At 52.1% G+C, this 23,814-nt stretch carries 25 protein-coding genes and 1 pseudogene; 12 read left to right on the forward strand and 14 right to left on the reverse strand.

The window, feature by feature from the left end; translation table 11 throughout:
* On the forward strand, positions 1–362 hold a 362-nt coding region (locus ACH6CV_RS10035; protein WP_456358054.1), incomplete at its 5' end, for an ATP-binding protein.
* Positions 363–380: 18 nt separating this feature from the next.
* Here ACH6CV_RS10035 and ACH6CV_RS10040 read toward each other — a convergent pair.
* From ACH6CV_RS10040 to ACH6CV_RS10065, 6 genes are all read right to left on the reverse strand, one after another.
* Complete coding sequence (locus ACH6CV_RS10040) at positions 381–1,472, reverse strand: hypothetical protein (protein WP_456358055.1); 1,092 nt, start codon at positions 1,470–1,472, stop codon at positions 381–383.
* 120 nt (positions 1,473–1,592) lie between these two features.
* Positions 1,593–3,314, reverse strand: coding sequence for an ATP-dependent nuclease (locus ACH6CV_RS10045; protein WP_456358056.1), 1,722 nt, complete (start codon positions 3,312–3,314; stop codon positions 1,593–1,595).
* A 177-nt stretch (positions 3,315–3,491) separates the two neighbouring features.
* Positions 3,492–4,811 (reverse strand): recombinase family protein, encoded by a 1,320-nt coding sequence (locus ACH6CV_RS10050; RefSeq protein ID WP_456358124.1) that lies wholly within the window; start codon positions 4,809–4,811, stop codon positions 3,492–3,494.
* A 276-nt stretch (positions 4,812–5,087) separates the two neighbouring features.
* Positions 5,088–5,858 carry an SEC-C metal-binding domain-containing protein gene (locus ACH6CV_RS10055; protein ID WP_456358057.1) on the reverse strand — a complete coding sequence of 257 codons (771 nt, stop codon included), beginning with the start codon at positions 5,856–5,858 and terminating at the stop codon, positions 5,088–5,090.
* Between the two features lie 50 nt (positions 5,859–5,908).
* Positions 5,909–6,532, reverse strand: a complete 624-nt coding sequence (locus ACH6CV_RS10060) for a hypothetical protein (RefSeq protein ID WP_456358058.1) — start codon at positions 6,530–6,532, stop codon at positions 5,909–5,911.
* A gap of 35 nt (positions 6,533–6,567) precedes the next feature.
* On the reverse strand, positions 6,568–7,455 hold the full coding sequence (locus ACH6CV_RS10065; protein ID WP_456358059.1) for a GIY-YIG nuclease family protein: 888 nt from the start codon (positions 7,453–7,455) through the stop codon (positions 6,568–6,570).
* A 264-nt stretch (positions 7,456–7,719) separates the two neighbouring features.
* Between ACH6CV_RS10065 and ACH6CV_RS10070 the strand changes: the two are divergent.
* A pseudogene (locus tag ACH6CV_RS10070) lies at positions 7,720–7,864 on the forward strand (recombinase family protein); the annotation flags it as partial.
* A 135-nt stretch (positions 7,865–7,999) separates the two neighbouring features.
* Here the strand turns inward: ACH6CV_RS10070 and ACH6CV_RS10075 are convergent.
* The 3 genes from ACH6CV_RS10075 to ACH6CV_RS10085 form a co-directional block, all read right to left on the reverse strand.
* The gene (locus ACH6CV_RS10075) at positions 8,000–8,749 is read right to left on the reverse strand and encodes a DNA-methyltransferase (RefSeq protein WP_456358060.1); all 750 of its coding nucleotides are present in this window, start codon (positions 8,747–8,749) and stop codon (positions 8,000–8,002) included.
* Positions 8,750–8,759: 10 nt separating this feature from the next.
* Positions 8,760–10,283 (reverse strand): hypothetical protein, encoded by a 1,524-nt coding sequence (locus ACH6CV_RS10080; protein WP_456358061.1) that lies wholly within the window; start codon positions 10,281–10,283, stop codon positions 8,760–8,762.
* 138 nt (positions 10,284–10,421) lie between these two features.
* On the reverse strand, positions 10,422–10,736 hold the full coding sequence (locus tag ACH6CV_RS10085) for a phage head closure protein (RefSeq protein WP_456358062.1): 315 nt from the start codon (positions 10,734–10,736) through the stop codon (positions 10,422–10,424).
* 386 nt (positions 10,737–11,122) lie between these two features.
* On the opposite strand from ACH6CV_RS10085, the gene ACH6CV_RS10090 reads away from it, so the two are divergent.
* Positions 11,123–11,386 carry a hypothetical protein gene (locus ACH6CV_RS10090; protein WP_456358063.1) on the forward strand — a complete coding sequence of 88 codons (264 nt, stop codon included), beginning with the start codon at positions 11,123–11,125 and terminating at the stop codon, positions 11,384–11,386.
* Between the two features lie 109 nt (positions 11,387–11,495).
* Here the strand turns inward: ACH6CV_RS10090 and ACH6CV_RS10095 are convergent, their stop codons facing one another.
* The 4 genes from ACH6CV_RS10095 to ACH6CV_RS10110 form a co-directional block, all read right to left on the reverse strand.
* Positions 11,496–12,035, reverse strand: a complete 540-nt coding sequence (locus ACH6CV_RS10095) for an SLOG family protein (RefSeq protein WP_456358064.1) — start codon at positions 12,033–12,035, stop codon at positions 11,496–11,498.
* A gap of 9 nt (positions 12,036–12,044) precedes the next feature.
* Positions 12,045–12,326, reverse strand: coding sequence for a hypothetical protein (locus ACH6CV_RS10100; RefSeq protein WP_456358065.1), 282 nt, complete (start codon positions 12,324–12,326; stop codon positions 12,045–12,047).
* A 2-nt stretch (positions 12,327–12,328) separates the two neighbouring features.
* Positions 12,329–12,754, reverse strand: a complete 426-nt coding sequence (locus ACH6CV_RS10105) for a LexA family protein (RefSeq protein WP_456358066.1) — start codon at positions 12,752–12,754, stop codon at positions 12,329–12,331.
* 140 nt (positions 12,755–12,894) lie between these two features.
* On the reverse strand, positions 12,895–13,779 hold the full coding sequence (locus ACH6CV_RS10110) for an XRE family transcriptional regulator (RefSeq protein WP_456358067.1): 885 nt from the start codon (positions 13,777–13,779) through the stop codon (positions 12,895–12,897).
* Between the two features lie 269 nt (positions 13,780–14,048).
* On the opposite strand from ACH6CV_RS10110, the gene ACH6CV_RS10115 reads away from it, so the two are divergent.
* Positions 14,049–15,287: a DNA polymerase Y family protein gene (locus tag ACH6CV_RS10115; protein ID WP_456358068.1), complete on the forward strand. Its 1,239-nt coding sequence runs from the start codon at positions 14,049–14,051 to the stop codon at positions 15,285–15,287.
* Here ACH6CV_RS10115 and ACH6CV_RS10120 read toward each other — a convergent pair.
* Positions 15,274–15,441 (reverse strand): hypothetical protein, encoded by a 168-nt coding sequence (locus ACH6CV_RS10120; RefSeq protein ID WP_456358069.1) that lies wholly within the window; start codon positions 15,439–15,441, stop codon positions 15,274–15,276. The genes ACH6CV_RS10115 and ACH6CV_RS10120 overlap by 14 nt on opposite strands.
* Positions 15,442–16,078: 637 nt before the next feature.
* Between ACH6CV_RS10120 and ACH6CV_RS10125 the strand changes: the two genes are divergently transcribed.
* The 8 genes from ACH6CV_RS10125 to ACH6CV_RS10160 all read left to right on the forward strand — a co-directional run bounded on the left by ACH6CV_RS10125 (position 16,079) and on the right by ACH6CV_RS10160 (position 23,770).
* A complete protein-coding gene (locus ACH6CV_RS10125; RefSeq protein ID WP_456358070.1) occupies positions 16,079–16,627 on the forward strand; it encodes a sigma factor-like helix-turn-helix DNA-binding protein in 549 nt (182 codons plus the stop codon).
* Positions 16,628–16,711: 84 nt separating this feature from the next.
* Positions 16,712–16,918 (forward strand): hypothetical protein, encoded by a 207-nt coding sequence (locus ACH6CV_RS10130; protein WP_456358071.1) that lies wholly within the window; start codon positions 16,712–16,714, stop codon positions 16,916–16,918.
* 5 nt (positions 16,919–16,923) lie between these two features.
* On the forward strand, positions 16,924–17,229 hold the full coding sequence (locus tag ACH6CV_RS10135; protein WP_456358072.1) for a DNA ligase: 306 nt from the start codon (positions 16,924–16,926) through the stop codon (positions 17,227–17,229).
* On the forward strand, positions 17,222–18,343 hold the full coding sequence (locus ACH6CV_RS10140; protein ID WP_456358073.1) for a DUF2800 domain-containing protein: 1,122 nt from the start codon (positions 17,222–17,224) through the stop codon (positions 18,341–18,343). Before ACH6CV_RS10135 ends, ACH6CV_RS10140 begins: the two co-directional genes overlap by 8 nt.
* Positions 18,344–18,360: 17 nt before the next feature.
* Positions 18,361–18,933, forward strand: coding sequence for a DUF2815 family protein (locus tag ACH6CV_RS10145; RefSeq protein ID WP_456358074.1), 573 nt, complete (start codon positions 18,361–18,363; stop codon positions 18,931–18,933).
* 60 nt (positions 18,934–18,993) lie between these two features.
* Positions 18,994–20,934: a DNA polymerase gene (locus ACH6CV_RS10150; RefSeq protein WP_456358075.1), complete on the forward strand. Its 1,941-nt coding sequence runs from the start codon at positions 18,994–18,996 to the stop codon at positions 20,932–20,934.
* Positions 20,935–21,059: 125 nt separating this feature from the next.
* Positions 21,060–21,482: a DUF7768 domain-containing protein gene (locus ACH6CV_RS10155; RefSeq protein ID WP_456358076.1), complete on the forward strand. Its 423-nt coding sequence runs from the start codon at positions 21,060–21,062 to the stop codon at positions 21,480–21,482.
* Positions 21,479–23,770: a phage/plasmid primase, P4 family gene (locus ACH6CV_RS10160; protein ID WP_456358077.1), complete on the forward strand. Its 2,292-nt coding sequence runs from the start codon at positions 21,479–21,481 to the stop codon at positions 23,768–23,770. The genes ACH6CV_RS10155 and ACH6CV_RS10160 overlap by 4 nt, the downstream gene beginning before the upstream one ends.
* Positions 23,771–23,814 lie beyond the last annotated feature (44 nt).

Raw genomic sequence — 23,814 nt, forward strand, 5'->3', positions numbered from 1 at the left:
GCTACAAGGTTTTCTTCGCTTCCATGGATTCCCTCATCCACATCCTTAAGACTGCCGAAATCTCAAGAAAATCACAGGCCCGTATCAAGTGGATCAAAGAGGCCGACCTGCTCATTATTGACGAACTCGGCTATCTCCCCATCTCAAGGGTCGAAGCCAACCTCTTCTTCCAGCTCATCTCCCAGCTCTACGAGAACACCTCCGTCGTCATTACTTCCAACAAAGGCTTCGATGGCTGGGCAGACCTCCTTGGCGATCCTATCCTTGCCACCGCTCTCCTCGACCGCCTTACGCACAAATGTCAGGTCCTCTCCTTCTCCGACAACTCCTACAGGCTCGCTCACAGAAAGGAGATTTTCTAGCCCTGATATCTTTCCAAACTAGGGATTTTTGTTTGCCATTTTACAGGGATTTCTGCTTGACAGTAACACCCCCATTACATTGGGAACAGGCCTATACTCTTGCTTTAAACCACCACTACAAGCGGCAAAATAAAACATGGTCAAAATAATTACACCTATAATACCTGTTTTGAGCCAAGTTCTTTTCGGCTTGCTTCTTTGATAGTTCTCCACCGTTGAGCGGTATCGCTTATGCTCCCGAATAAATCTCCTTGCACATATGCCAACCAGAAAATACTTTGCTAAAAAGAACGCGTTTATGGCGATAAGATATAGGTATGCCTCGTCAGAGAACCCGATGTTCAGTTGTTTAATAAATTCTATTACGGTATTAATCCCCTGGCTAAACGATAAAATATCGTGACTAATAGCGTATTGAGCTACAATTATTACGAGCGATATGAGGGACCAAAATGCTAAATAGGCACTGGTTCTGGGCAGGCTATTTCTTTTTACGGACTGCATCTGATCTGTGCGTAGTTCGATACCGATTATTCTCATGGTCGCAGCAATGGCGAGGTGATATGGTAACAAAACAGCTACCCCCGACAGCGCTATTGCTGAATATGTCAAAGTAACTGCCTGAGAGTACTCTCCTAAATCTGCCATTGGTTTGTTTAGGATATATATCATCCAAGCGACACCGGCAACGGTGGAAATCAAGCTAATCAGAAGAATAATATACCTGATCGTGTGTACCAGACGAACCAACCCGGAACCTTTTCCGAACATTCGTAAGAATATCACACCTATAGCGTCTAAAATTACGAATACCAGGTTTAGAATAACCACCCAGTCTATGACAACGAAAATCGTCAATTCGGCATTGAAGATGCTATATAGACCAATCGTGTCAAAGGAGTCCACGTTTCCTTTCAAAATAGTTATCAAGCCATTGATTATATGCGATCCATCGCTTGTTGTCTTAAACGCCTGGTAAAGCAGGTAAGAAGCAATCAGTGCCTCAATGAACTTAATGAGTGCAAGAACTGCTCCTGAAAACGTTTTCAGGTAACAATTCGGATTAATGTCTCTATGGGCCAGGCCGGTGCCTCTTGATGGGTTATCCATTTTCCTCGCCCCGTTTGTTTTTTTCCATTTGTGTAGCGAATATATTATATAATAAACCTGGGTGTTGGTCATCCCACAACGAAAAGATAAACAAAATATTAACAAAATCTAGAGTCTACTTTACATCCAACCCCGAATATGTGCCATAATCCTTACCCCTTCACCACAGCCCCGTCCTTGATAATGAAGAACATGGTGCCGTCTTTCAGTACTTGATTCTTTCCAGCTTGCCATTTCCTTCTTGGCAATATCTATTGCGTCTTTAACTTTATCGGATGTAAGCGCGTACTTATTACTATTTTCTATTTTTTTCGCAAATAGAATGGATTGATGCATCAATACGCGCAAATTGCTCAGTGCCAATGTGTATTCTAGTGTCCAGTTGGGAGCGACAAAAGCTTTAATTTCGTTTAGGTTATACCTTTCTGTAATATCGTGAACGGCTTGTATGGTTTCCTTTTCTTTTGAATCGATAGTTCCATCTGAATTACGCACGGGCTTAATATCACAATCGGTTACAATGGATATGGGAATCCCTAAAGTCTTCTGGCTAGTCTGTTTAAAAATGTTTGCAAATCTGAAGAAGGCTATACTTCCAACATTGACTAGAGATACTCCGTGCTTTTCAAGGTTCAATCCAATTATGTCAGCTATTGTTGGAATCAGAAGATTCTCTGCATCCCCCTCGACCATAATGATGCCATTTGCAAAGAATAGATTTGCCTTTGTAGCATCAAGAAAACGTTGAAGGAAAAGGTAATCCCCTTTCTCCAGCTGCGTTTTTTCTGGCGTAAGGTCGTAGGCAGTCCCATTCTTACACAGGATAAGATTTTTAATATTTATCTTAGATGCAAGTATTGTACTATGCGTAGAAACGATAATTTGAACGCCAGAGTTGTTGTACTCCCTTTGCAAATAGGCGATCAACCTTAATTGTGCCTGTGGGTGAAGGTGCGCCTCTAATTCTTCAATAAGCGCCAACCTTAACCCACCATTTTCATCATGGTTCAGAAGTAAAAGCTCGGCTGCAATAAAGAGCAGATTATGTAGCCCAAGGCCAGGCTGTACTTCTGGCGCTGCGAGAGACAGGTTTTCCAGAATGGATTTCAGGCTTACGCCTGCCGCCTCGAAAGATACTTTATCGGGTTCGCCGAAGGCACGAAATTCTTGCAATATACTTCTAATGGTTCCAAGAACGTCTATGCCCTCCTCCTCTGTGAAGTATTTCTCTACCTTCTCGTTTGCATCGGAGAATATTTCAACTAACTTATGACCTTCTCTATTGCTAAATGTGGGGTGACTGTACAGTATCTGGGAGATCCTAGTGTTTCTCCCGGAGTTCATTTCACGAGAGGCATCGCGCAGAGGGCGAAGATATGTGCACTTCAGCAACTCCCTTGCCTTGCCATCCAACTGAACACCGTCTTCACTGTTTCCCGCTTTTAGTTCAGTAAAGATGCGATTCTTCTCTTTCCATGCGCGAAAGCGCAGTGTAAGCTTATAGCAAACTTCTTCACCTTCGGCTTTTCTGTAGAATGTTAGCCATTCAATGAAATTTTTCGCCTCTTCGGGTTTGAATTCTTCGAAGGTACATTCAATCCTAAACTCGGAAACACTTGTGCCATTAGCTGTGTAAAAGTCGTCGTCTGTAATGCGAATATACTCCCCGCTTTGTGTCTGGAGAACTAACTTTATGGCATCGATTATTGTACTTTTTCCTGAATCATTCTCACCGATAAGTGCATTTAGCCCCTTATGGAAGCAGACTTCTAAACCAGGCTCGATGCTTTCTTTACTATTGAATTTCCTGAAATTCCATAATTTTAATTTCGAAAGGATCATCGATATCCGCTCCCCGATGAAAGAAAGTAATAAGGACCGATGCCTTAGCCTAGCATATTTCAAAAATATAATTTATTATACCACAAATTTCCAATAAATACAATCGCAAAGGTAACCGCGGAATCAAAGGACGAGAGGCCGTAGACCCGATATGAGCCTGCGACCTCTTATTTGGCCTTACCCCTCAACCACAGCCCCATCCTTGAAAATGAAGTGCATGGTTCCGTCCTCTTTTATCCGTACCTGCTCAACAGCGCCGCACCACAGTGTTTCGTTGAACGTCCTGATTGGCCCCTGCTTGCGAAGCATATCAAGATACCCCCTGAGCTTCCCGCGTTTGGCGGTGAGGGCTTCCCGGCATGCCTCAACCTCGGCGATGCACCGCTTGGTTTCGTGGTACCGTGCCTCATACTCGTCATATTGCCGCTGATACTCGGTCTGATCCAGCACCATATGAGCATTGGCGCTGATATGTCGTTGCATAAGCCCCGTGATGATCTCCAATTCCGTGCGTAGCTCGGCCTGCTGCGCTACCAGCCCGGATGTGTCGCAGCGCTCCCGCATGGTATCCTCGCAGATTTGAATGATCTCGTCCTTGCGGTCAACGATTTGGTTGAAGGCCTGCACAAATGCATCCTGCAGGGTTTCGTTGCGTAAAGGGGGCGTACAGCAGGCGGTAAGCCCCTTGTGCCTCGCGTTACATTGCCACACAGTATGCGAATGCCACGACTTGCTGCCATACAGTTCGCCGCATTCATCGCAGCAAATCCGGCTAGAGAAGCAATGCGGCGTATAGTTCCTGCGGCCCGGCTGCTTTCGGCGCTTCAGATCGACCTGAACCGCGTCGAATATCGCAGGCTCGATGATGGCCGGGTGACTACCCTCCACATAGTATTGCGGCACTTCGCCCTCGTTTACCTTCATCTTCTTGGTCAGGAAGTCCGTGCAAAAGGTCTTTTGCAGGATGGCGTCGCCCTTGTACTTTTCGTTGGAGAGAATGCTAATGACGGTATTGGGTCGCCAGTTGGGTTTGCCACCCGGCGATGGAATGCCGCTCACCGACAGGTGGCGCGCGATGTAAGCGGGCGACTTTCCTTCGAGGAACATGCGGTAAATATCCTTCACGATGACCGCCTCCTCGGGCACGATCTCCGGCAGCCCATCGGCGCCTTTGCGATAGCCGAGGAATTGCTTGTAGGGTAGTGCGACCTTGCCGTCCGCGAACCGCTTGCGCATCCCCCAGGTCACGTTCTCGGAAATGGAGCGGCTTTCCTCTTGTGCGAGGCTGGACATGATCGTAATGAGCAGTTCACCCTTGGAATCCAGCGTGTAGATATTCTCCTTTTCGAAATATACTTCGACGCCTTTTTCCTTGAGCATCCGCACCGTGGTCAGAGAATCCACGGTGTTGCGTGCAAAGCGGGAGACGGACTTCGTGATGATGAGGTCGATCACGTGAGCGAGATTGATACAAAAACAGGCCCCGAATCGCTGGATTCATGGGTTTTCCAGCCGATTTGGGGCCTTTTTCTACGAGATTATTCGGTTGATCAGGGCTAGTTATCGCGGGTCATGACCACTGTCAAATGAAGCCTTGAGAATCGTTTGGGAGTGGGGGTTCGTTTGAGGGTGCAGGGTTTTCATTTGATGGTTGTGCCTTGAATATTTCTACCCAGGCACGCATCCCTCCGGCCGTGGTGGCAAAGTCACCATGAATTGATACAATGCACAACCCGAATCGTCAGAAGCGAGTAATCGTTAAACTGCACACCCCTATTTGCCGCAGCATTTTTTGTACTTCAACCCACTCCCGCAGGGACAGGGGGCATTACGCCCAACTTTGTGCGTCGCCTCAATTTTGAACGGCTCTTTGGGGAGCGGTTTTAGCTTAGGGCGTTCAAACTTCTCAAAGATCTCGCTCGGCGTGAAGCCGTTGTTGTCGTACATCCTCGTATTATTGTGAGCGTTCATTACCAATCGAGCAAATTCATTTGCACTATCAATCCCTTTGAATTTGTATCCCCGCTTGGTGAAGTAATCAAATTCATCCGTTGAATCAACGCCGAACTGTATAATTTCGTGTAGGTCGATCAGGTCGCCATCCACGCCGTCAAGCCCCTCGCCGCGAGTGGTGAGTTGACGTTTCATGATGTGCTCCTTAAGATCAGAATACGGCTTTTCAGGCTCACGATAGAATTCGTCGAAGTATCTCAAAAATTCTTCTTTATCCGGCAAATAGCGGGGTTTGCTCTTTTGGTTGGCCCGAATAATCTCAACGTTTTCTTCGTAGTCATCGAAGTCAGGCTGAAATTCGGGCCCTGATATGATGTCGCCAGCGATTGAGTACTCAACATCATCAGTTTTGGCAAGTCGCTTCAAGGCCAGCAATGCTTCCTCCGAGGTCGTTCGGTTTTCCTCGTAGTGGTTGAAAACACCGACAAACTCATCGACGCTTATTACTCCATACAGGAACACCGCCGCCGTTGCATACTTGGCGATTAACTCCTTGCGCGCTCGGCTTATTCGGATTGTTGCTGTCGCCATACTGGTTCACTCCTTTTTTAGTAGACTGCCGGATATAGACAATCAACCATTCATCTTTCAACGGTCATAAGTGCATATTTGAACAGCCCATAATTTCCACCCAAACGGCTATACTCTTTCCAGATGATTTCATATTCGCCCCGCAAAATCAATTCGCTTTCGCGTTTTCGTATCGTTCCTTCACTGACGCTGTTGCCCCAGCGCATTAGGCCGCATTTCTTTGCCCCGTTATGAACGCTGAACTCTGCGTATCCAACATCAGGACGGCTTGGAAGACGCCAGTAGAAGGGGTCGTTTGTGAGCCAAATTACATAACCATTCTTGAAACCAGCAAGATGATTGGCGAACGACTCAATCCGACAAATATCCTTTATGCTGTCGTATGCGCCAAGGTCCTGCGCCCCATGATCTTTTAGGCAGAACTGCTCGCCATTTTTTGAAGTGGACAGCTTTATTGTCTTGTATTTCAACTCAATAGGGTATACTTGCCCTTCATGTTTGACAATGATATCTATGTACTTGTTCGGTTCTTCTATGGACGGGTACTCAAGGCGTATATCGGCATTTTGATACATCTTCTGAATTTCCCAGGCCAGGGCAAACTGGAAATCTGCCTCTGAATGAAATATTGGGCGGTTTTCGCGAAGCTTCTCAAGAGCGAGCTGTATATCCAAGGTGTCAACTCCCATCTGCCGCTGTAATGCCTTGCTTAGCAGCCACTGTTCTCAAAATCCTTCAGTGTCCTTCTGTCTTCTGTCATCCACATAATCAGCCCATTTGCACTCGCAAAAGAAACGAACCCTGCCGCAGCCGATGGGCTCTTAAACAGCGTATCTTCTGTGAGCATACAATTTCCGTCAATCCTTGCCGCGTACTGATCACGATAGTGTTGGATGGTATCCGGGCAACTCCGGGTCGGGCTCGGAGCGATAACAGAACCTTTAAGCACGACGAAGCCCTCACTGGTCCTGCGCCCTTTCACATTAGCTTTGGACGTATTCAGATAAAACAAGGGTTCGGCGGTTATAACGTCAGGAACGCTTACCTGTACGGTTGGCTGTACTACTAAGGGGTCAAAGATTTTATGGCCTAGTGCCCCCATCACAATCTTCGCATAATCAATAAACTCCTCGAGCTCGCTTTCCTTTTCTTCGGTGATATTACCGGAAGTCGGGTCATTACCATTCTTGACGGAATATCGCCCCGCTTCTGTCGCGATTTTGCAGAAGCGATTTTCCAGATAACTTATCTCAGTCGGCCCAAAGGAGTTGTTTGATGTGGTAAAGACCACCGCTTCCGTCCAGTAGTCTTTTTCGGGATTGCGCTTATGCTCCTGCAAACGATTAAGGATGCCCTCACCGTTTTTTCTTGCTCCAGCTTGGCCAACGTAAACGACATTTTCTCCTGTTTGGTCCGACGTGCCAAACAGAAAATATACTCCGCTTTGTTTAAGGTCATCTCGCTCTCGGCACGCATCCAGCTCCGTGCGCGGAATTTTATACGCCACACCGGTCCAGTTAGCAAGCGTACATTTAATGCGTCCGTTGGGGGTTCCGTCCATCAGGAAGAGGTTTATGCTTTTTCCTCGAATCGCCATAGGCTGCCTCCTGCTATCCGAGCTAAACATCGTATCCAATAAATACGCTCAATTATTAGGTGCCAATAATGCGATAAGTATATCATGTATTTACTGATAATTCCATATTAAACTTCGTCGTATTGAATACCGCAGGCACCGGACGCCGAATCAATGTCCTTTGATACAAGGGTATATGAACGCCATCCGGGTGAACGGGCCTGAAACGCCGATAGACGAAGGCATCGTCGTGCTCACACCATGTGGCGCGACGGCTTCAACTAGATGGTTGCGGACGGTCTCGCAGGAAAGTCGAAACATCACCACCAAGAGCGTCAGCAAGTTCGTACGAAACACGGTGGACAGCCTGACCGTAGTTCACCAACTGAAGAAAAATGGTGTCGAAATCTATCTCGAAAAAGAGAACATATAACACGGCAGAAACCCAATAAAATCAAGGGTTTCTGCCGTGTTTTATTGTCGTTTTGTCGCTTTTTTGTCGCTTATATCAACAAAGTTACAATAAACGCGGCTCACGGTATGCGACAAGAGAAATCAATGTGTATCACAATTTAAGGCGTGAAACATTAAGCCTTTTCTCTATCATCTGCGTATATTCTTCGCTCATTTCACATACTATCGCTTTCCTATTACTTTTCTTTGCGCACGCTGCTGTGGTTCCAGAACCGGCCATTGGGTCAAATATCAATTCATCTTCCTTTGTAGCCATTAAAATAAGTTTGTCGAAAACTGCTTCGGGCTTTTGAGAGGGGTGCCCTGTCCGCTCTTTTTTTCCAACAAAACCTATAATAAGGGGCGCCTCTATAACACTTGGCGGGCCGGGTACGAATCTAAGTTTTCCCGACTGATATTTTTCTAACTGAGCACCTTCAAGGAAATTTTCCGGGTGCAACGCATATCCCTTTCGCATAAACTGCAAGCAGGCATTCTGACTTGAACGCCATCCCCGAATTACAGAGGGGCAGTTTTTATAGTACCACGTTAACCATGCAGACAGGTAAAAATCTTTCGGGGCATTTCTGACATAAGGACCTACAATTTCGGGGAATCCCCACAAATACAGCAAGTCAGAAATTTCACCTGTACCATTCAAAAGTGTCTGGATGAACATATCATATTCATCAATCGGAAGCTCACCCCCTAAACCTTTATTGTACCATGGGTCAAGTATTGTGCATTGTACATGAATATTGTTTTCTTTAAGCAATGAAATGGATTCAAATGCTCCCATTGGCGGCAATATAACTATACCATCTCTATTAAGCGCGTCAGTAATTTTAGTTTCGAGCGTCATAACTTCCCTCTTACTTCAAAATAATCAAGCCTTGTTCAATCAACGCTTGTAGATCCCTAAATGGACTAGTTTTGCTTTCCCACAGTGCATCAAGCTGTGGAATGACTTTTAACGCTGTTTCGATCACTTTGTCTTGCGGCATACCGAAATAGGTTTTATTGCCCGAAACCATTAGGCAGCCTTTCATTTTTCCAACGGGCAAGGCACAACCATAATTTGAAATAATGTCAAGTAGACAATATTTACGCACGATTTCGGCTCGCTTCTGTGTTATTGACAATGCGCCCGTTGCGTCTTGATGTATAAGGCCTGCATTTATAGCTTCGTTGATAGCTATACCGATTTCATTCTCGGAATAATCCTCTTGAGCAAGAATAGCATATACTTCCTGTTTGTCGCCTGAAGTTCGGATAATAGCGTGTTCAATTTCTAAGGTTGTCAAGAATCGTATTCCCTGTAATTCGCGTCGCAATTTAATCGGAGCGGTCCGAATTTGAATGAATTCTTTTGTAGTAGGCTTAGCAAGCATTTTTCGCAAGTCACCATTCAAGGACGCATAATAACCTGCTCCGTCTAAGTATTCTACAAAAACGGCATTTGTAAATTTCCGCTTCGTTACATTTCTTGTACTATCCGTCTGGTCAACAACCTTGTGAGATACGCTTCCCGAATCACCTGCATAAAACTGACTTTGAATAAATATCTTTGCCCCATCCCGCCTTGATTGATACGGTATAATAAAGTCATATTTACGCTTTTTAATAGTATTTTCGGCGGGCATATCACCTAACAAATCGCCTATTTCTACATCTTGCGTATTGAAGTCAAACCCCGATTGCAGCCCCCAGTCGTGCATATAATTTCTAAGAATTTCTTCCGGTATATGGCCTTGGGTTGCGGTGATTGACCCGCGCGATTGAAATATCACAATGGAACTGATAAGCGAATCAGCATCACCAGTAAGTTTTTGCGCAACATATGAACTTCCTAAACTCCAAAGCTGCCTTGCATATTGCTCATCTGAAATTACAAGATGAAAATAGCTTTCAGCTATTACCTTTTGCAGTTCCTCTTGCTCCGCCAACCCTAGAATAGTTTTGGTTACATCTTCTAAAGAAATGGTTCTAGGAAGTTCTTTATTCCTCCATTGTCCCCGGCTATTCTTAACCGGATAAGAAGAAATTCCTACTTCGTTTTGTAACATAAGCGGAAATTGACATTTGAGGTTATTATCTGTTTTCCCTGTGGCAAGCAGCAGAACATTAAAAATACTGTCTAATATATTTTTTGCTTCTTCGTGCGATTTTCCCGCAATTAAAGATATGGCATTATCAGCTAATGCCATTGATGAACACATTTCAGGCGTTTCATAGTTGTTTGTAATACAACCGCAAATATCGAAGCCGTTTTTCAGTAGTTGTAAATTAAGCCTGAATTGCTCTGTTTCCCTTATATCTCCAAGGGACGGCGTGACCCACAAGTCAAATTCCGACATTTTTTCTACAAGAGTAGCAGCATAAGATTTTAGTTTCATTATTGCGCCCCCTTATCAGCATTTTCCATAGCTTGTTATAGCTGTAAAGCAAAAACAAACCCCACTGTTCGGCATCCCTCGTATCAGTATACCACAAGTGGGGCAAAGCCCGCAATCAATATTGTCAACCGTGATAGTTTATCTGCGCCGCTTTGCGTACAACGTCAGGTCGTCTTTGTACCCCTCAAACGAGTCCACGCGCGTAATATCGTACAAAGCCCCGTTGTACCGTATAACCTGCGTTGGCGTAATGTCGGGGCGGTAGTTAATGGTGAATAGCACTTCCTCAACCGCCATTTGCGCAGACGCGGCGAATATCTCCTTGCCGGACAGGTGGCGAAAATATGCCCATACGGGTGGGCCTATGGGGGTCAGGGTTTCGGTGAAGTACCCGCTGCCGTTTGAGACGTTCAGCGCCGCCAGAATCTCAATTTTCTTGTCTTTCAGCTTCATGCTACTGCCCCCGTAAATTCGTTCAGGTGCTCGTACAGCCCGACATAGCAATCCAGCAGCGCCGCCGTGCCGTCAATACTCACAGGTCATTGCAGCACCACCCGGCTACTCGTCGTAGGTCATTAAGAACAAATCAGCGTTATCGACCAGGGATCGATTTCTCTAGAACATGTAGGGAACTAGTGCACTCACGCCTGATCGCGGTCACGATGTTCACTCCCGCAGAAGCCAATCATGCCGCTTACAATGCTCGACATTCCCAATTGAGTACTCTAGTTTTCTATCGCATCGACTGTTTGGATATCTTGCCAAAGCAAACAAGTAAATTAGGCCTTTACATTTCAGATCAATGATGATACTCTCATTTTTGAAAGGATGTGTGCATTATGACCGTGAAGAGAAAATCAGAAGTTGTTGTTTCAGCTCAAAGTGGAGAAGCCAAGCGTACTTTCAGAAGCGCCGAAGAGAGGATCGCCGAAATTGATCGGAAGATCCAGTTTCATCAGAAGGCGATTGAACAGCTCGAAGCGAAGAAGGCCAAGACTGGAACCAGACGCCGCCAGAGCAAGTTAACTTATGCTAAGGTCTTTGCTGAACTGAAGGCATCCGGCAAGACACCAGAAGAAATCGCTGAATTGCTCAGCAGGTGATTTTCAACCCGCTTCGGCGGGTTTTCTCTTCAACTGCACTGATCCTGGAGAAGCGTAAATAAAAACCCCAGTCGCTTGAAGCAACCGAGGGCTTTGGAGAACTCACAAATTATGCAGCGCGAGACAGGGGCATAATCAACCGTATCGGCACACCCATTTCCCGGGCGTACTCACAGGTCATCGCCGTGCCGCCCGGCTGCCCGTCGTAGGCGGCTAAGAGCAAATCGGCATTAGCAACCATGTATCGATTTCTCCGGAACATGCATGATTTGGTGTACTCGTGCCCGGTGGCGGTTACGATGTCCGCCGCCGCAAACAGCCGATCATGCCGCATCCGGTACTCGTCATTCCAACGAGCCGCCTGTGCGTCAAACGGGCTGACCATCTCCAGGATGATCCAAGGATACTTCTCCTGTAGCTCCAGCACGGCTTCGGCCGCGAACAGGTCCATTCCCAATGCGCCCCCGCTGACGAAATGTGCGTAGCCTTCTCCGATCAGTGTCTCGATCATGTTCTTCAACCGGGCCTTGAACTCGACACAGCGCGGATCGGCCTCGTCATAACCAAAGGGCATCTTGGCGGGGCGATAGCCCGTGAAAGCGCAGCGCTTGAGTGAAGATTTCCGTTTCACAAGATTCGTCACTTTCATCCCTCCCGATCAACCAACTTTGCGTTCCACGAACCATTTACCGATATTCGGACCGCTCAATTCCGTGCTGCGCTCAAAAAAAAGATACTTCTCATGTCCGTCCACCCGGATTGTGAAACGCTCGCCTTGTCCACCGGCGCGCATGGCGGCGGCGGGTTTACACGCCAACACTTGATCGATGTTATATCGCGTACCATCCTCCCAAACAAGGCTGCGCGGAAGCATACGCCCGTCCGCCCCAAAGTCGGCGCTTACCTGAACATACACTTTCGTTGGATTCCGATCCGGCATAGTTATCCCTCTTCCTGCTTGTTCGTCTCCAGTCTGCAGCTTACAACTCGGCTCACCGTGCCTTTTAACTGGCTGGCATCGAGTACTCCGCAGAATGTAACGGAAACGCCGTCCGTGCCAGTTTTTTCGAGGTTGCAGTCAAAGCAAATCACCCCGCCGTCAGCGACTTCCAACTGTACCCTGCTTTGGCGCTCCGCACTGGCGTTAACAAGCTCCAAGCGGCGAAGCGGCGCCAACGTCCGCGACTTCTGATCGCGCAACGTGATCCTCCCTTCAGCCTTCAACTGCTCGATATGGCGACTGACGCTGGAGGGTGACCTCAAACCAACCGCGCTCGCGATCTCACGGTAGGTTGGCGAGAACCCATTGGCATCCACAAAGCCCACGATGTATTCCAGGATGCGTTCCTTTATCTCCTTGTGCTGCACCAGATCACCTCATCTCCACCGATCCATGGGCGTGATTCGTTTTTCTCGACCCAACTTGACTGAATTCCTTTCCCCCTTGCGGTTAATTCATAAAGGGGATAGCAAATAAACCGACCGCCTATACAATTCACATTAGGACGTTAGGCTTCGCCGTGCTTGCTCTTCTTCCGCTTTTCCCTATAGATATCTTCCAGCACTTCCTGCTCAAGGCCGGTGGCATACTGATCTTTTTCCAGGACTCCCAGCACCCTGCCGGTACACCGGACATTGTCGTCTGCCGAGAACTTCATGACCGGGTATGCGGGATTGTGGGAGTGAAGTCCATCTTTCTGATACTCTTTGACGAAGCCCTCGCCAGCTGCCACAAAGATCCCGATTTCGCCAGGCTCAATGCGATCCGCGTGCTCAACCAACAGATCGTCCCCATCATGATAAGTTGGCTCCATACTGTCGCCGGTGACAGAAATGATCTCGTCGGCGCGGCAGACGTTACGGCTCACGCGTGCGAACACATACTCCGCCTTGCTTTCATCGCTCAGATAAAAGCCGGTACCGGCCGAAGCCAGCAAGTCGGAGCGGCGCAGCCGCTCAAAGTCGCGTTCACAGTTCGCCTTGAACGCCGCGTCATTGTTCTCGATCATGGTGTCAATCATGCAATCCACCAAGGTCCTGTCGTACCTGGTCAGAGAACGGTAATTGGTCAGATGGCGTTGTTCGTCGAAAGAAAGCTCCCCAAGCCTGGCTGGCGAGCCAAACAGCGTGGAGATTGAGACCCCCAGGGCTTCGCTCAGTGGAGGGAGCAGGTTCATGTCAGGCCGACCGCGCCCAGCTTCCCAATTGCAGACAGCGTTCTTCTTCACGCCAACCTTCGCCGCAAGCTGCGGCTGACTCAGCCCGCACTTAATGCGCAGCGCCCGAATTCTATCGCCGTACTGCTCCTTGTTAAACTGATACAACTTCTTCGCTTTCGCTTCCGCGAGATGCGTGATGTTCCCCTGCGAGGGCTTAGGAGTTGTCGGTGCCATGATTTAGCCCCCCTACTACACTTTTCTATTCGGCCGCATTATAGCACACCATCGATGTACTGTAAAGCGCCCCAGAAACTCCGGATCAAATTTCACATCGTGTTCGATTCCCAGAAATAGGCGAATGTTAAATTGCGCCGAAAAGAACGCTTGTTCTCTACGGTCGATTTGCTTAGACATCAACCGTGTGCTATACTCCGTTTCACCGTATCCGGCCGGTGGCGAAATGGCACTTGTCCGGGCCGGACGAGAAGGGAGTGGAGAAAGAAATGAGCCAGGTTGTGCTTCATTCAGACCTCAACTGTTTTTACGCAGCAGTCGAGATGATGCTGGACCCATCACTTAAGGGAAAGGCGGTCGCGGTCTGCGGTTCGACGGAAAACCGACACGGGATCGTGCTTGCGAAATCCTACCCCGCGAAGGCGAAGGGCGTCAAGACAGGGCAGGCGAACTGGGAGGCGCGCCAGGCATGCCCCGGCCTGATCTGCGTCCCACCCCAGTACGATCAGTACCTGAAATACTCGAGGCTGGTGCGCGCGATATATGCTCGGTACGCGGACGACATCGAGCCGTTCGGCATGGACGAGGCGTGGATCTCGGTTCGCGGGTGCGGCAGCGTCCGGAAGGGCGGCCTCGAAGTGGCGGAGGAAATCCGGCAGACCGTGAAGGACGAGCTCGGGCTGTCAGTCTCCATCGGTGTGTCTTTCAGCAAAATCTTTGCCAAATTGGGGAGCGATATGAAGAAGCCGGATGCGATCACCGTGCTGCATGAGGACAACTGGCGGGAGAAAGTCTGGCCGTTGCCGGTGTCGGAACTGCTCTACGTCGGGCCGGCCACCACTAAAAAGTTGGCGCAGACGAACGTCCGAACCATCGGGGAACTGGCCCATATGGGTCCCGAAAACCTGCGCGCCAGATTTGGCAAGAACGGCGTCATGCTGTGGGCGTTCGCCAACGGGCTGGACAACGCCAAGGTCAGCCCATCCGATTACGAAGCGCCGATCAAGTCCGTGGGACACGGCACCACCTGCGTGGTTGACCTTGACAACGAGTACGCCGTCTGGCTTGTGCTGTACGAACTGGCACAGGACGTTGGGCACCGGCTGCGGGAGAGCGAGCTGGCGGCGCGGGGCGTACAGCTGACGGTCAAGGACAAGGACTTCGGCTGGCAACAGTTTCAACTGCCGCTGAGCTTCCCTACGCAGAGCCCGCTCGAGATGGCGCAGGCCGCGTTCGCGCTGTTCCGGGCTCGATACAACTGGTTGAAGCCGGTGCGGGCGCTTACCGTGCGCGGAATCAACCTGGTGCCGGAGAAGCGCCCCGTGCAACTGGACATGTTCGACGACGTGGTAAAGCGCGAAAGGCGCAAGGCGCTGGACGACACTATTGATGAGATCCGGCGCCGGTTCGGCTACCGGGCGATCTGCCCCGCGTCCCTCCTGGGTGATCTCAGGATGGCGCAGGACAAGTGCGAGACCGTCACGATGCCGGGCCTCATGTATATGTAATCAGGAAAAGGAAGGTATGCCCAATGCGCGATCCGAACATGCTGGCAATAGCCTGCTCCTCCTGCAGAAAGCGGGCTTTCGACACGACCGCACTCCCCGAACCACCGGTAACGATCAAGATGAAATGCCCGCAGTGCGGAATCTTGGTTTCCATCCCTCTCGTCTCGGATTCCGTTCTGTATAAGCCGCCTCACGCCTCTGAAAGAGGCAAGATTCTCAGGCTGGCGCCCGCGGGGCATGAACAGCGGCGATGGTCGCGAAAGAGCGGCCACGATTGATTGGCAACATACCGAGCAACGGCTCCGTACAGCAGGTGAAATAGTCCTGGCCGCCCATGAGCGGCAGCGCATTGCCTGATAAGCAGGCCAATGGAGATTCTGTAGCGAGTGACCAAATAGCCGGATGATTGCGGGATGGGTGTTTTGCACCCGTTCCCCTTCATCCGGCTATTTTTTGTCGGCTAAGTCCGGCGAGCGGTTCCTTTCGCTGTAGGAGCCTTACAACCTTACGGCGCGGCATTCCATCAGGGACCATCTCTGCACCTTGTACAGCCTGATCCTGCCGGGTCGCTCCCGGTCAGAAGTTCCCGATCAAGCTGGAAGACCCGCACCGCGCTTGGGAAGGCGCAGGTGCAGCCTATGAGGGAGACTCCTTCATTTTCGGGCTGCCCGTATTTGGTGCACCTTGAAATGGGCGGATTTGCTCCCTCAGCGCAAGAAAGCGTAGAGGGAGCTTCATTTTTGCCTTCTCTCGCTTTCGGAACACAAACCGACGACGAGAGGAGACAAATCATGAAAACCAGGAAAACACCTCTGGACAAGCGTTTGACCTATTCCTATATGGACGCCGATGGCGGCGTTGTGGCCCTCTACCCCGGCAAGGACGGCGTGACCGAGGCCGACATCAAGCGGCTGCATGCTCTTGATGACGCTGAGGTGTACCAAAACCTCAAAGCCGCCCATCGGTATATCTCTCCTGACGAGAAGGCCGTAATGACGGCGTGGCGTAAAACACACCCTGGGGAACCCGAACCGTCCTCGTGGCAGCTTTGGAATGCTCCGCTCTCATCTGTGTACGGCGGCGAAGATGACGCCGAGGATAAGAACCAGCTTGCCCTTCGCGCGTGGGAACTCACGCGGAAGGAGGATGTCTCCCCTCGCGCCGAGAGCGTCCGGGACTTCATCGCCACCCTTCCCGAATATCAGCAGAATCTGTACCGCTTATACTTCATTGAGGGTAAACAGCAATCTGAAATCGCTGACGAGCTCGGCAAGGGTCGTCCCGCCATTAGTCGCGCGCTAGGTCGTCTGTTCGAGTCCATCAAAGAAAACTGCAGATAAACCTCCGGGGCGTGTAAACAACGCCCCACTTTTCTTTGACTGGGACACGAGAGGGAAAGCCCTCCAGAAAGGCAGGTGGTCAATATGACCCTCAAACATCGGATCTGCATCAACGTGACCGACGCGGACGGCAGTCGAGAACAGGTGCTCAAGGGTGGCACGCTGTCGCTGCCCAGAAAAATCGCGCGCTGGTTGTTCGGTGAGCCGACCGAGATTCTGGTGCTCACGCCCGGCCAGTCGGTGGAATCGGTGGAGATTCGAGAGATTGCGGAAGGGGGCGTGGACGCGTGAGCAGGATGAGCGAACTGGACATCTGCATCGGCGAACTGAGGACAGCGGCAAATGCCCTGAACTCGGCAGCGGTCACCCTGGAACGCCTCTTCTCCAGTCAGGAAGAAACAGAAGCGCCTGCTCCCGTAACCAAGGAGCAAGTTCGTTCCGTCCTCTCCCAGAAGAGCACGACGGGGCACAGCGCGGCGGTCAGAGCGCTGCTAATGGACTTTGGTGCAACGCAGCTGTCCGACGTCGATCCCGGCAGGTACGCCGACCTGATTCAGGCAGCGACAGCAATCGGCACGACGGAGGTGCGGCAGGATGGGTAGTCACGCGCTTCTGTCCGCCTCCTCCAGTAAGCGCTGGATCGAGTGCCCACCGTCAGCGCGGATGTGCGAAGAGTACGAGGATAAAGGCAGTGATTACGCCGCCGAGGGCACCGAAGCACATGCCCTGTGCGAGTATCTGCTCAAAACCGCGCTGGGCATGCAAGCGCGAGACCCGCACCCAGCACTCATCCACTACACCGAGGAAATGCACGAGTGCGCCGAAAGCTACGTGGCATATGCGCTTGAGATCATCACTGGGATTCGGCAGACTTGCGCCGACCCGCAGATCCTCATCGAACAGAAGCTGGACTTTAGCGAGTTTGTGCCGGGCGGGTACGGCACGGGCGACCTGCTCATTGTGGGCGACGGCACGCTGTACGTGTGCGATTACAAGCATGGCGCTGGAGTACTCGTGGAGGCGTACGGCAATCCCCAGCTTCGGCTATACGGTCTTGGGTCCTTGCTCCTCTTCGACGGCATCTACGATATCCAGACTGTCAGCATGACGATCTTCCAGCCCCGGCGCGCGAATGTCGCCACCGAGGTCCTCTCAAAAGACGACCTCTACCTCTGGGCGAACGAAGTCCTGAAACCGGCGGCGGATCGGGCTTTCAAGGGCGAGGGCGAACTGAAGTGCGGCGAGTGGTGCCGTTTCTGCAAGGCGAAAGCCGAGTGCCGGAAACGCGCCGAGCACAACATGGAACTTGCCCGACACGACTTCAAACTCCCTCCATATCTGGAGGACGACGAGATCGCCGCCATCCTCGACAAGCTGGACGAGCTGCTGGCGTGGGCCAGCGACATCAAAGAGTACGCGCTGCAGGCAGCGCTCAGCGGCACACACTTCAACGGCTGGAAGCTGGTAGAAGGTCGGGCGAACCGCCGCTACACCGATGAACAGGCCATCGCAGACGCCGTGACCGCTGCTGGCCTCGATCCCTTTGAACACAAACTGCTGGGTCTTACGGCAATGGAGAAGCTGCTCGGCAAGAAACGCTTCAGCGAGATGCTTGGTGCTTATGTGGAACGCCCGCAAGGTAAGCCGACGCTCGCTCCCGAGACCGACAACCGTCCGGAAATCAACAACGCGAAGACTGACTTCGCTGACGAATGAAAGTGAGGAACACATCCATGGCAAATACGCAGAAGGCAATCAATCCCATGAAAGTCATCACCGGCAAAGACACCCGCTGGAGCTACGTCAACGCCTGGGAAGCGAAAAGCATCAATGGCGGCACGCCGAAGTACTCCGTCTCTCTGATCATCCCCAAGTCCGACACGGTCACCATTAATAAGATTCACGCGGCGATCGAGGCCGCTTACCACGACGGGGAAAGCAAGCTCAAGGGCAACGGCAAGTCTGTGCCCCCTATGTCTGCTCTCAAGAACCCGCTGCGCGACGGCGATGTGGAGCGCCCCGACGATCCCGCTTACATGGGTGCTTACTTCATCAACGCCAACTCCGCGACCGCGCCGGGCATCGTGGATGCCGACCGCAATCCCATCCTGTCCCGCTCCGAGGTGTACAGCGGCGTGTATGGCCGGGCGAGCATCACGCTGTACGCGTTCAACTCGAACGGCAACAAGGGTATCGCCTGCGGCCTTAACAACCTCCAGAAAATCCGCGACGGCGAGCCTCTCGGCGGTCGCGCCAGCGCCGAGTCCGATTTCACGGACGATGACGACGACGATTTCCTGCGGTAAGACAAATCGGCTGGGGCGGTGGAGCGACTTCACCGCCCTTCGCCTTATGGAGGTGAAACGGTGAAACGTTTGAGTGTTGACATCGAAACCTTTTCCAACGCCGATTTGAGTAAGACCGGCGTATATCGCTACGTGGAAGCACCCGATTATGCTGTGTTGCTCTTCGGCTATGCTGTGGACGACGGCGAGGTACGTGTGATCGATCTCGCTCAAGGAGAACAGATTCCTCCTGAGATCATCACCGCTCTGACGGATGAAAATGTTCAAAAATACGCCTATAATGCAAACTTTGAGCGTGTCTGTTTGTCGCGCTATCTTGGCTACCCCACTGGCGAATACCTTGACCCGACACAGTGGCGCTGTTCGATGATCTGGTCTGCGTACCTGGGGCTGCCGCTGTCCCTCGCGGGCGTTGGCGCGGCACTCGCTTTGGATAAGCAGAAACTGACAGAGGGCAAGGAACTCATCCGATACTTCTGCCAGCCCTGTGCGCCGACCAAGGCAAACGGCGGACGCGAACGCAACCGCCCCGCCGATGCGCTGGAGAAATGGGCGATGTTCAAGGCCTACAACGCGCGGGACGTAGAGACGGAACGTGCCATTCAGGAGCGCCTCAAGCGCTTTCCCGTACCACAAGCCGTCTGGGAGGAATACTGGCTGGATCAGGAGATCAATGACCGGGGTATCCGCGTAGACATGACGCTCGTGCAGAACGCAATCCGTATGGACGAGCAGTCCCGAAGCGAACTGTCTGAAAAGATGCGCGCGCTGACGGCGCTCCAGAACCCGAACAGCGTAGCACAGATGAAAACTTGGCTTGCGAAGAACGGTCTGGAAACTGACTCGCTCGGCAAGAAGCAGGTGGCCGCGCTTCTTAAAGACGCTCCCGATGGTCTTGCGGATGTGCTTGCGCTCAGACAGCAACTGGCGAAATCCTCGGTGAAAAAATATCAAGCGATGGCAAACACCGCTTGTTCGGACAATCGCATCCGCGGGTGTTTCCAGTTTTATGGCGCGAATCGCTCTGGTCGCTGGGCGGGCAGAAACGTGCAGTTGCAAAACCTGCCCCAGAACCACATGGACGATCTCGCGGACGCCAGAGAGATGGTGCGTGCGGGCGCGTATGAGGATCTGAAAGCCCGATATCCTTCCGCCCCCGATGTGCTTTCCGAGCTCATCCGCACGGCACTCGTACCCTATGAGGGCGGAAAGCTCATTGTCGCCGACTTCTCAGCCATCGAGGCGCGAGTCATCGCTTGGCTGGCTAGGGAGCAATGGCGGCTGGATGTGTTTAAGAAAGGCGGCGACATCTACTGTGCCAGCGCCGCCCAGATGTTTCGTGTGCCCGTGGAGAAGCACGGCAAAAACGGGCATCTGCGGCAGAAAGGAAAGATTGCGGAGCTGGCGCTCGGCTACGGCGGCTCCGTAGGCGCGCTCAAGGCAATGGGCGCGCTGGACATGGGTTTGATGGAAGACGAACTGAAGCCGCTGGTCGATGCGTGGCGTGCGGCCAATCTCAAGATCGTAAAGCTCTGGTGGGATGTGGACAGCGCCGTGATGACCGCCGTGCGCGACAGGACGATCACCAAGACGCACGGAATCACCTTTACCTGCCAATCCTCGATGCTTTTCATCACGTTGCCGTCCGGCAGACAGCTCTCCTATGTACGGCCCCAGATCGGAACAAACCAGTTCGGTTCTCCGGCGATCACCTACATGGGCGTAAGCGGGGTCAAGAAGTGGGATCGCATTGAGTCCTACGGTCCGAAGTTCGTAGAAAACATCGTTCAGGCGATCAGCCGTGACATTCTGTGCTACGCCATGCAGACGCTGCGCTGCTGCAATATCGTGGCACACGTGCATGACGAAATCATCATCGAGGCTGATCCTCGGGTGTCTCTGGAGGCCGTCTGCGAGCAGATGGGCAGAACTCCGCCGTGGGTACCGGGGCTGGTGCTGCGCGCGGACGGGGACGAGATGCCTTTCTACAAAAAAACTTGATCCGGCGGTGTAAACTCCCGCGCCGATTCTTTTGACTGGGATGTGAAAGGGCGACCTTTCACATCTTTGTTTTAGGAGGTCAAGGTTATGTGCTATCACCCAAGTCCCCCGGCGGAGGGAACACTATGAGCGTCAGCAAGTACAACTCGGAGGGCTACCCCGACCCGACGGTCTTTGCAGCCTTCACCAACATCGAAGCTGAACTGCGAAAAGCCCGGTTCCGGCCGATCGTCTATGTGTGCTCCCCCTACTCCGGAGACATCGATGCCAACATCCTGAACGCCCGGCGCTACTGCCGCTTCGTGGTTGACAGTGGCTGCATCCCCATCGCGCCGCACCTGTTGTTTCCCCAGTTCATGCAAGATGATGACGACGCCGAGCGAGATCTGGCGTTGTTCATGGACATCGTGCTCCTTTCGAAGTGCGCGGAGCTCTGGGTGTTCGGAGACGCGATTACGAGGGGCATGGGCATTGAGATCACGCGCGCTATGCGCAAGGGCCAGCGAATCCGGTACTTCACCAAAGAATGTGAGGAGGTGGTCACATGAACGGCTTTACGCTCTACCACGCAGACTGCGTCGGAATGGAGACAAATTGCATATACCCACACAAGGTGCTGGTCACGGATGACGCGTCACTACGGGAAGCCGCCGCGCGCGATTATGTCTGCGTGCAGTATAAGCGCAACTATCGCTCGAACGATAATTTCACAAGATCGGACTGTCTCGGCATGGACTGTGACAACGACCATTCTGAAAACCCTGACGACTGGGTCACTCCGGACCATATCCGGCAGGCTTTTCCGGACACGACTTTCGCCGTGCATTTCAGCCGACACCACAACATACCCAAGCGCGGCAAACCCCCGCGACCCAAGTTTCACGTTCTGTTCTTGATCGAAGAGGTGACCGACCATGCCGAGTACAGCGACCTGAAAAAGCGCATGAACGCTGTCTTCCCGTACTTCGATATGAAAGCGCTGGATGCCGCCCGGTTCTTCTTCGGCACGGCAGAGCCAGAGGCGGCGTTTTTCCCAGGCACGATCACGCTGGACGAGTGTCTGGACATGTACTATCCCGACTCCGAAGCGGACGCTTTCAGGAATATGGGCAATCCGTCGGGCAGCGTCATTTCGGAAGGCAGCCGGAACGCCACGCTGTCGCACTTTGCCGGGCGCGTGCTCAAGCGCTACGGGGACACCGAGACCGCGTACAACTTCTTCCTGGATGAGGCCGACAAGTGTGACCCGCCGCTGGAGGATGCGGAACTCTCCACGATCTGGCGCAGCGCACAGGGGTTTTACAGCCGGATCTCGCAGCAGGAAGGCTATGTGCCGCCGGACGAGTACAACGCCGACACATATCTGTACAAGCCCGAAGACTACACGGACGTCGGCCAAGCCCGCATGCTCGGTGAAGTCTTTCATGGGGAACTCCGGTACTCTCCGGCCACCGACTACATCCATTACAACGGCACCTACTGGCGCGAAACAAAGCCGGGCGCGCAGCATGTCGCGCACGCGCTGACAGATCTGCAGTTGGCGGAGGCCCAGCAAGACATTCAGAACTGCGTTGGTGCCTACGAAGATACCGGGGCGGCTGAGATTATGGCCAAGCATCCGAAGAAGAAGGCCACGGCAGTGCTGAATGATGAGCAGCTCCAGGCATACCAGCGGTACGAGGATGCGGCGTCCTACAAGAGCTTTGCCCTGCAGCGCCGTGAGTCCAAGTATATCACCGCCACCCTGCATGAAGCAAGGCCTGTTCTGGAGATCGATCCAGCGCTCCTGGACAAAGACTGGTACCTGCTGTGTACGCCTGCCGCCACCTACGATCTCCGCCGCGGGCTCGCGGGCGCGCAAGCGCACAATCCAGAGGATTTCATCACCCACGCAACAGCCGCTTCACCCAGTGAAAAAGGCAAGAAGCTGTGGCTCGACGCCCTCAATACCTTCTTCAGCCATGACGAGGAGCTGATCCGGTATGTCCAGCGTGTCGCGGGCGTGGTGTGCGTTGGCCAGGTCTTCTGGGAAGTCATGATCATCGCCTATGGTGACGGCCGCAATGGCAAGTCCACCTTCTGGAACACACTGGCCCGCGTGCTGGGTGACTACAGCGGCAACATCTCCGCTGATGCCTTGACGGTGGGCTGCAGGCGCAATGTCAAGCCTGAGATGGCCGAGACCCGAGGCAAGCGCCTCCTAATCGCTGCCGAGCTCGAGGAAGGTACCCGGCTCAACACCTCCACGGTCAAGCAGCTGACCTCCACGGACAATGTGTACGGCGAAAAGAAGTACAAGGACCCGCTCAGCTTTACGCCGAGCCACACGTTGGTTCTGTACACGAACCATCTCCCCAAGGTCGGCGCGATGGACAGCGGTATCTGGCGCAGGTTGGTGGTCATTCCCTTCACGGCGAAGATTGAGGGGAATAGCGACATCAAGAATTACGCGGACCACTTGTTCGAGAACGCCCGCGAGGCCGTCATGGCATGGATGATCGAGGGCGCGCAGGAAGCCATTGAGCTGGGGTTCAAGATCCCTTTGCCCGCGCGTGTCCAACGTGCGATCGAGGCGTATCGGGAGCAAAGCGACTGGCTCAACCACTTCCTGACGGAGTGCTGCGAGGTCGGCCCCGGCCTGGAAGCCAAATCGGGGGAGTTGTACACGACCTACCGCAGTTTCTGCACTGAGACCGGTGAGTACATCCGGTCCACCACGGATTTCTACGCGGCGCTGGAGGCGGAGGACTTCAACAGGCATAAAAAGCGATCTGGGATCTTCGTCAATGGCCTGCGGCTCGTGGATCGGACGTTCAACGATGACTTTCTTCAGTAACACCATTTAATAGGTAGTGTGCAGGTTGCGAAGGTCTCCACTAG

Source organism: Anaerozeibacter quisquiliarum (assembly GCF_051162045.1).
Classification (GTDB): domain Bacteria; phylum Bacillota; class Clostridia; order Christensenellales; family Aristaeellaceae; genus Anaerozeibacter; species Anaerozeibacter quisquiliarum.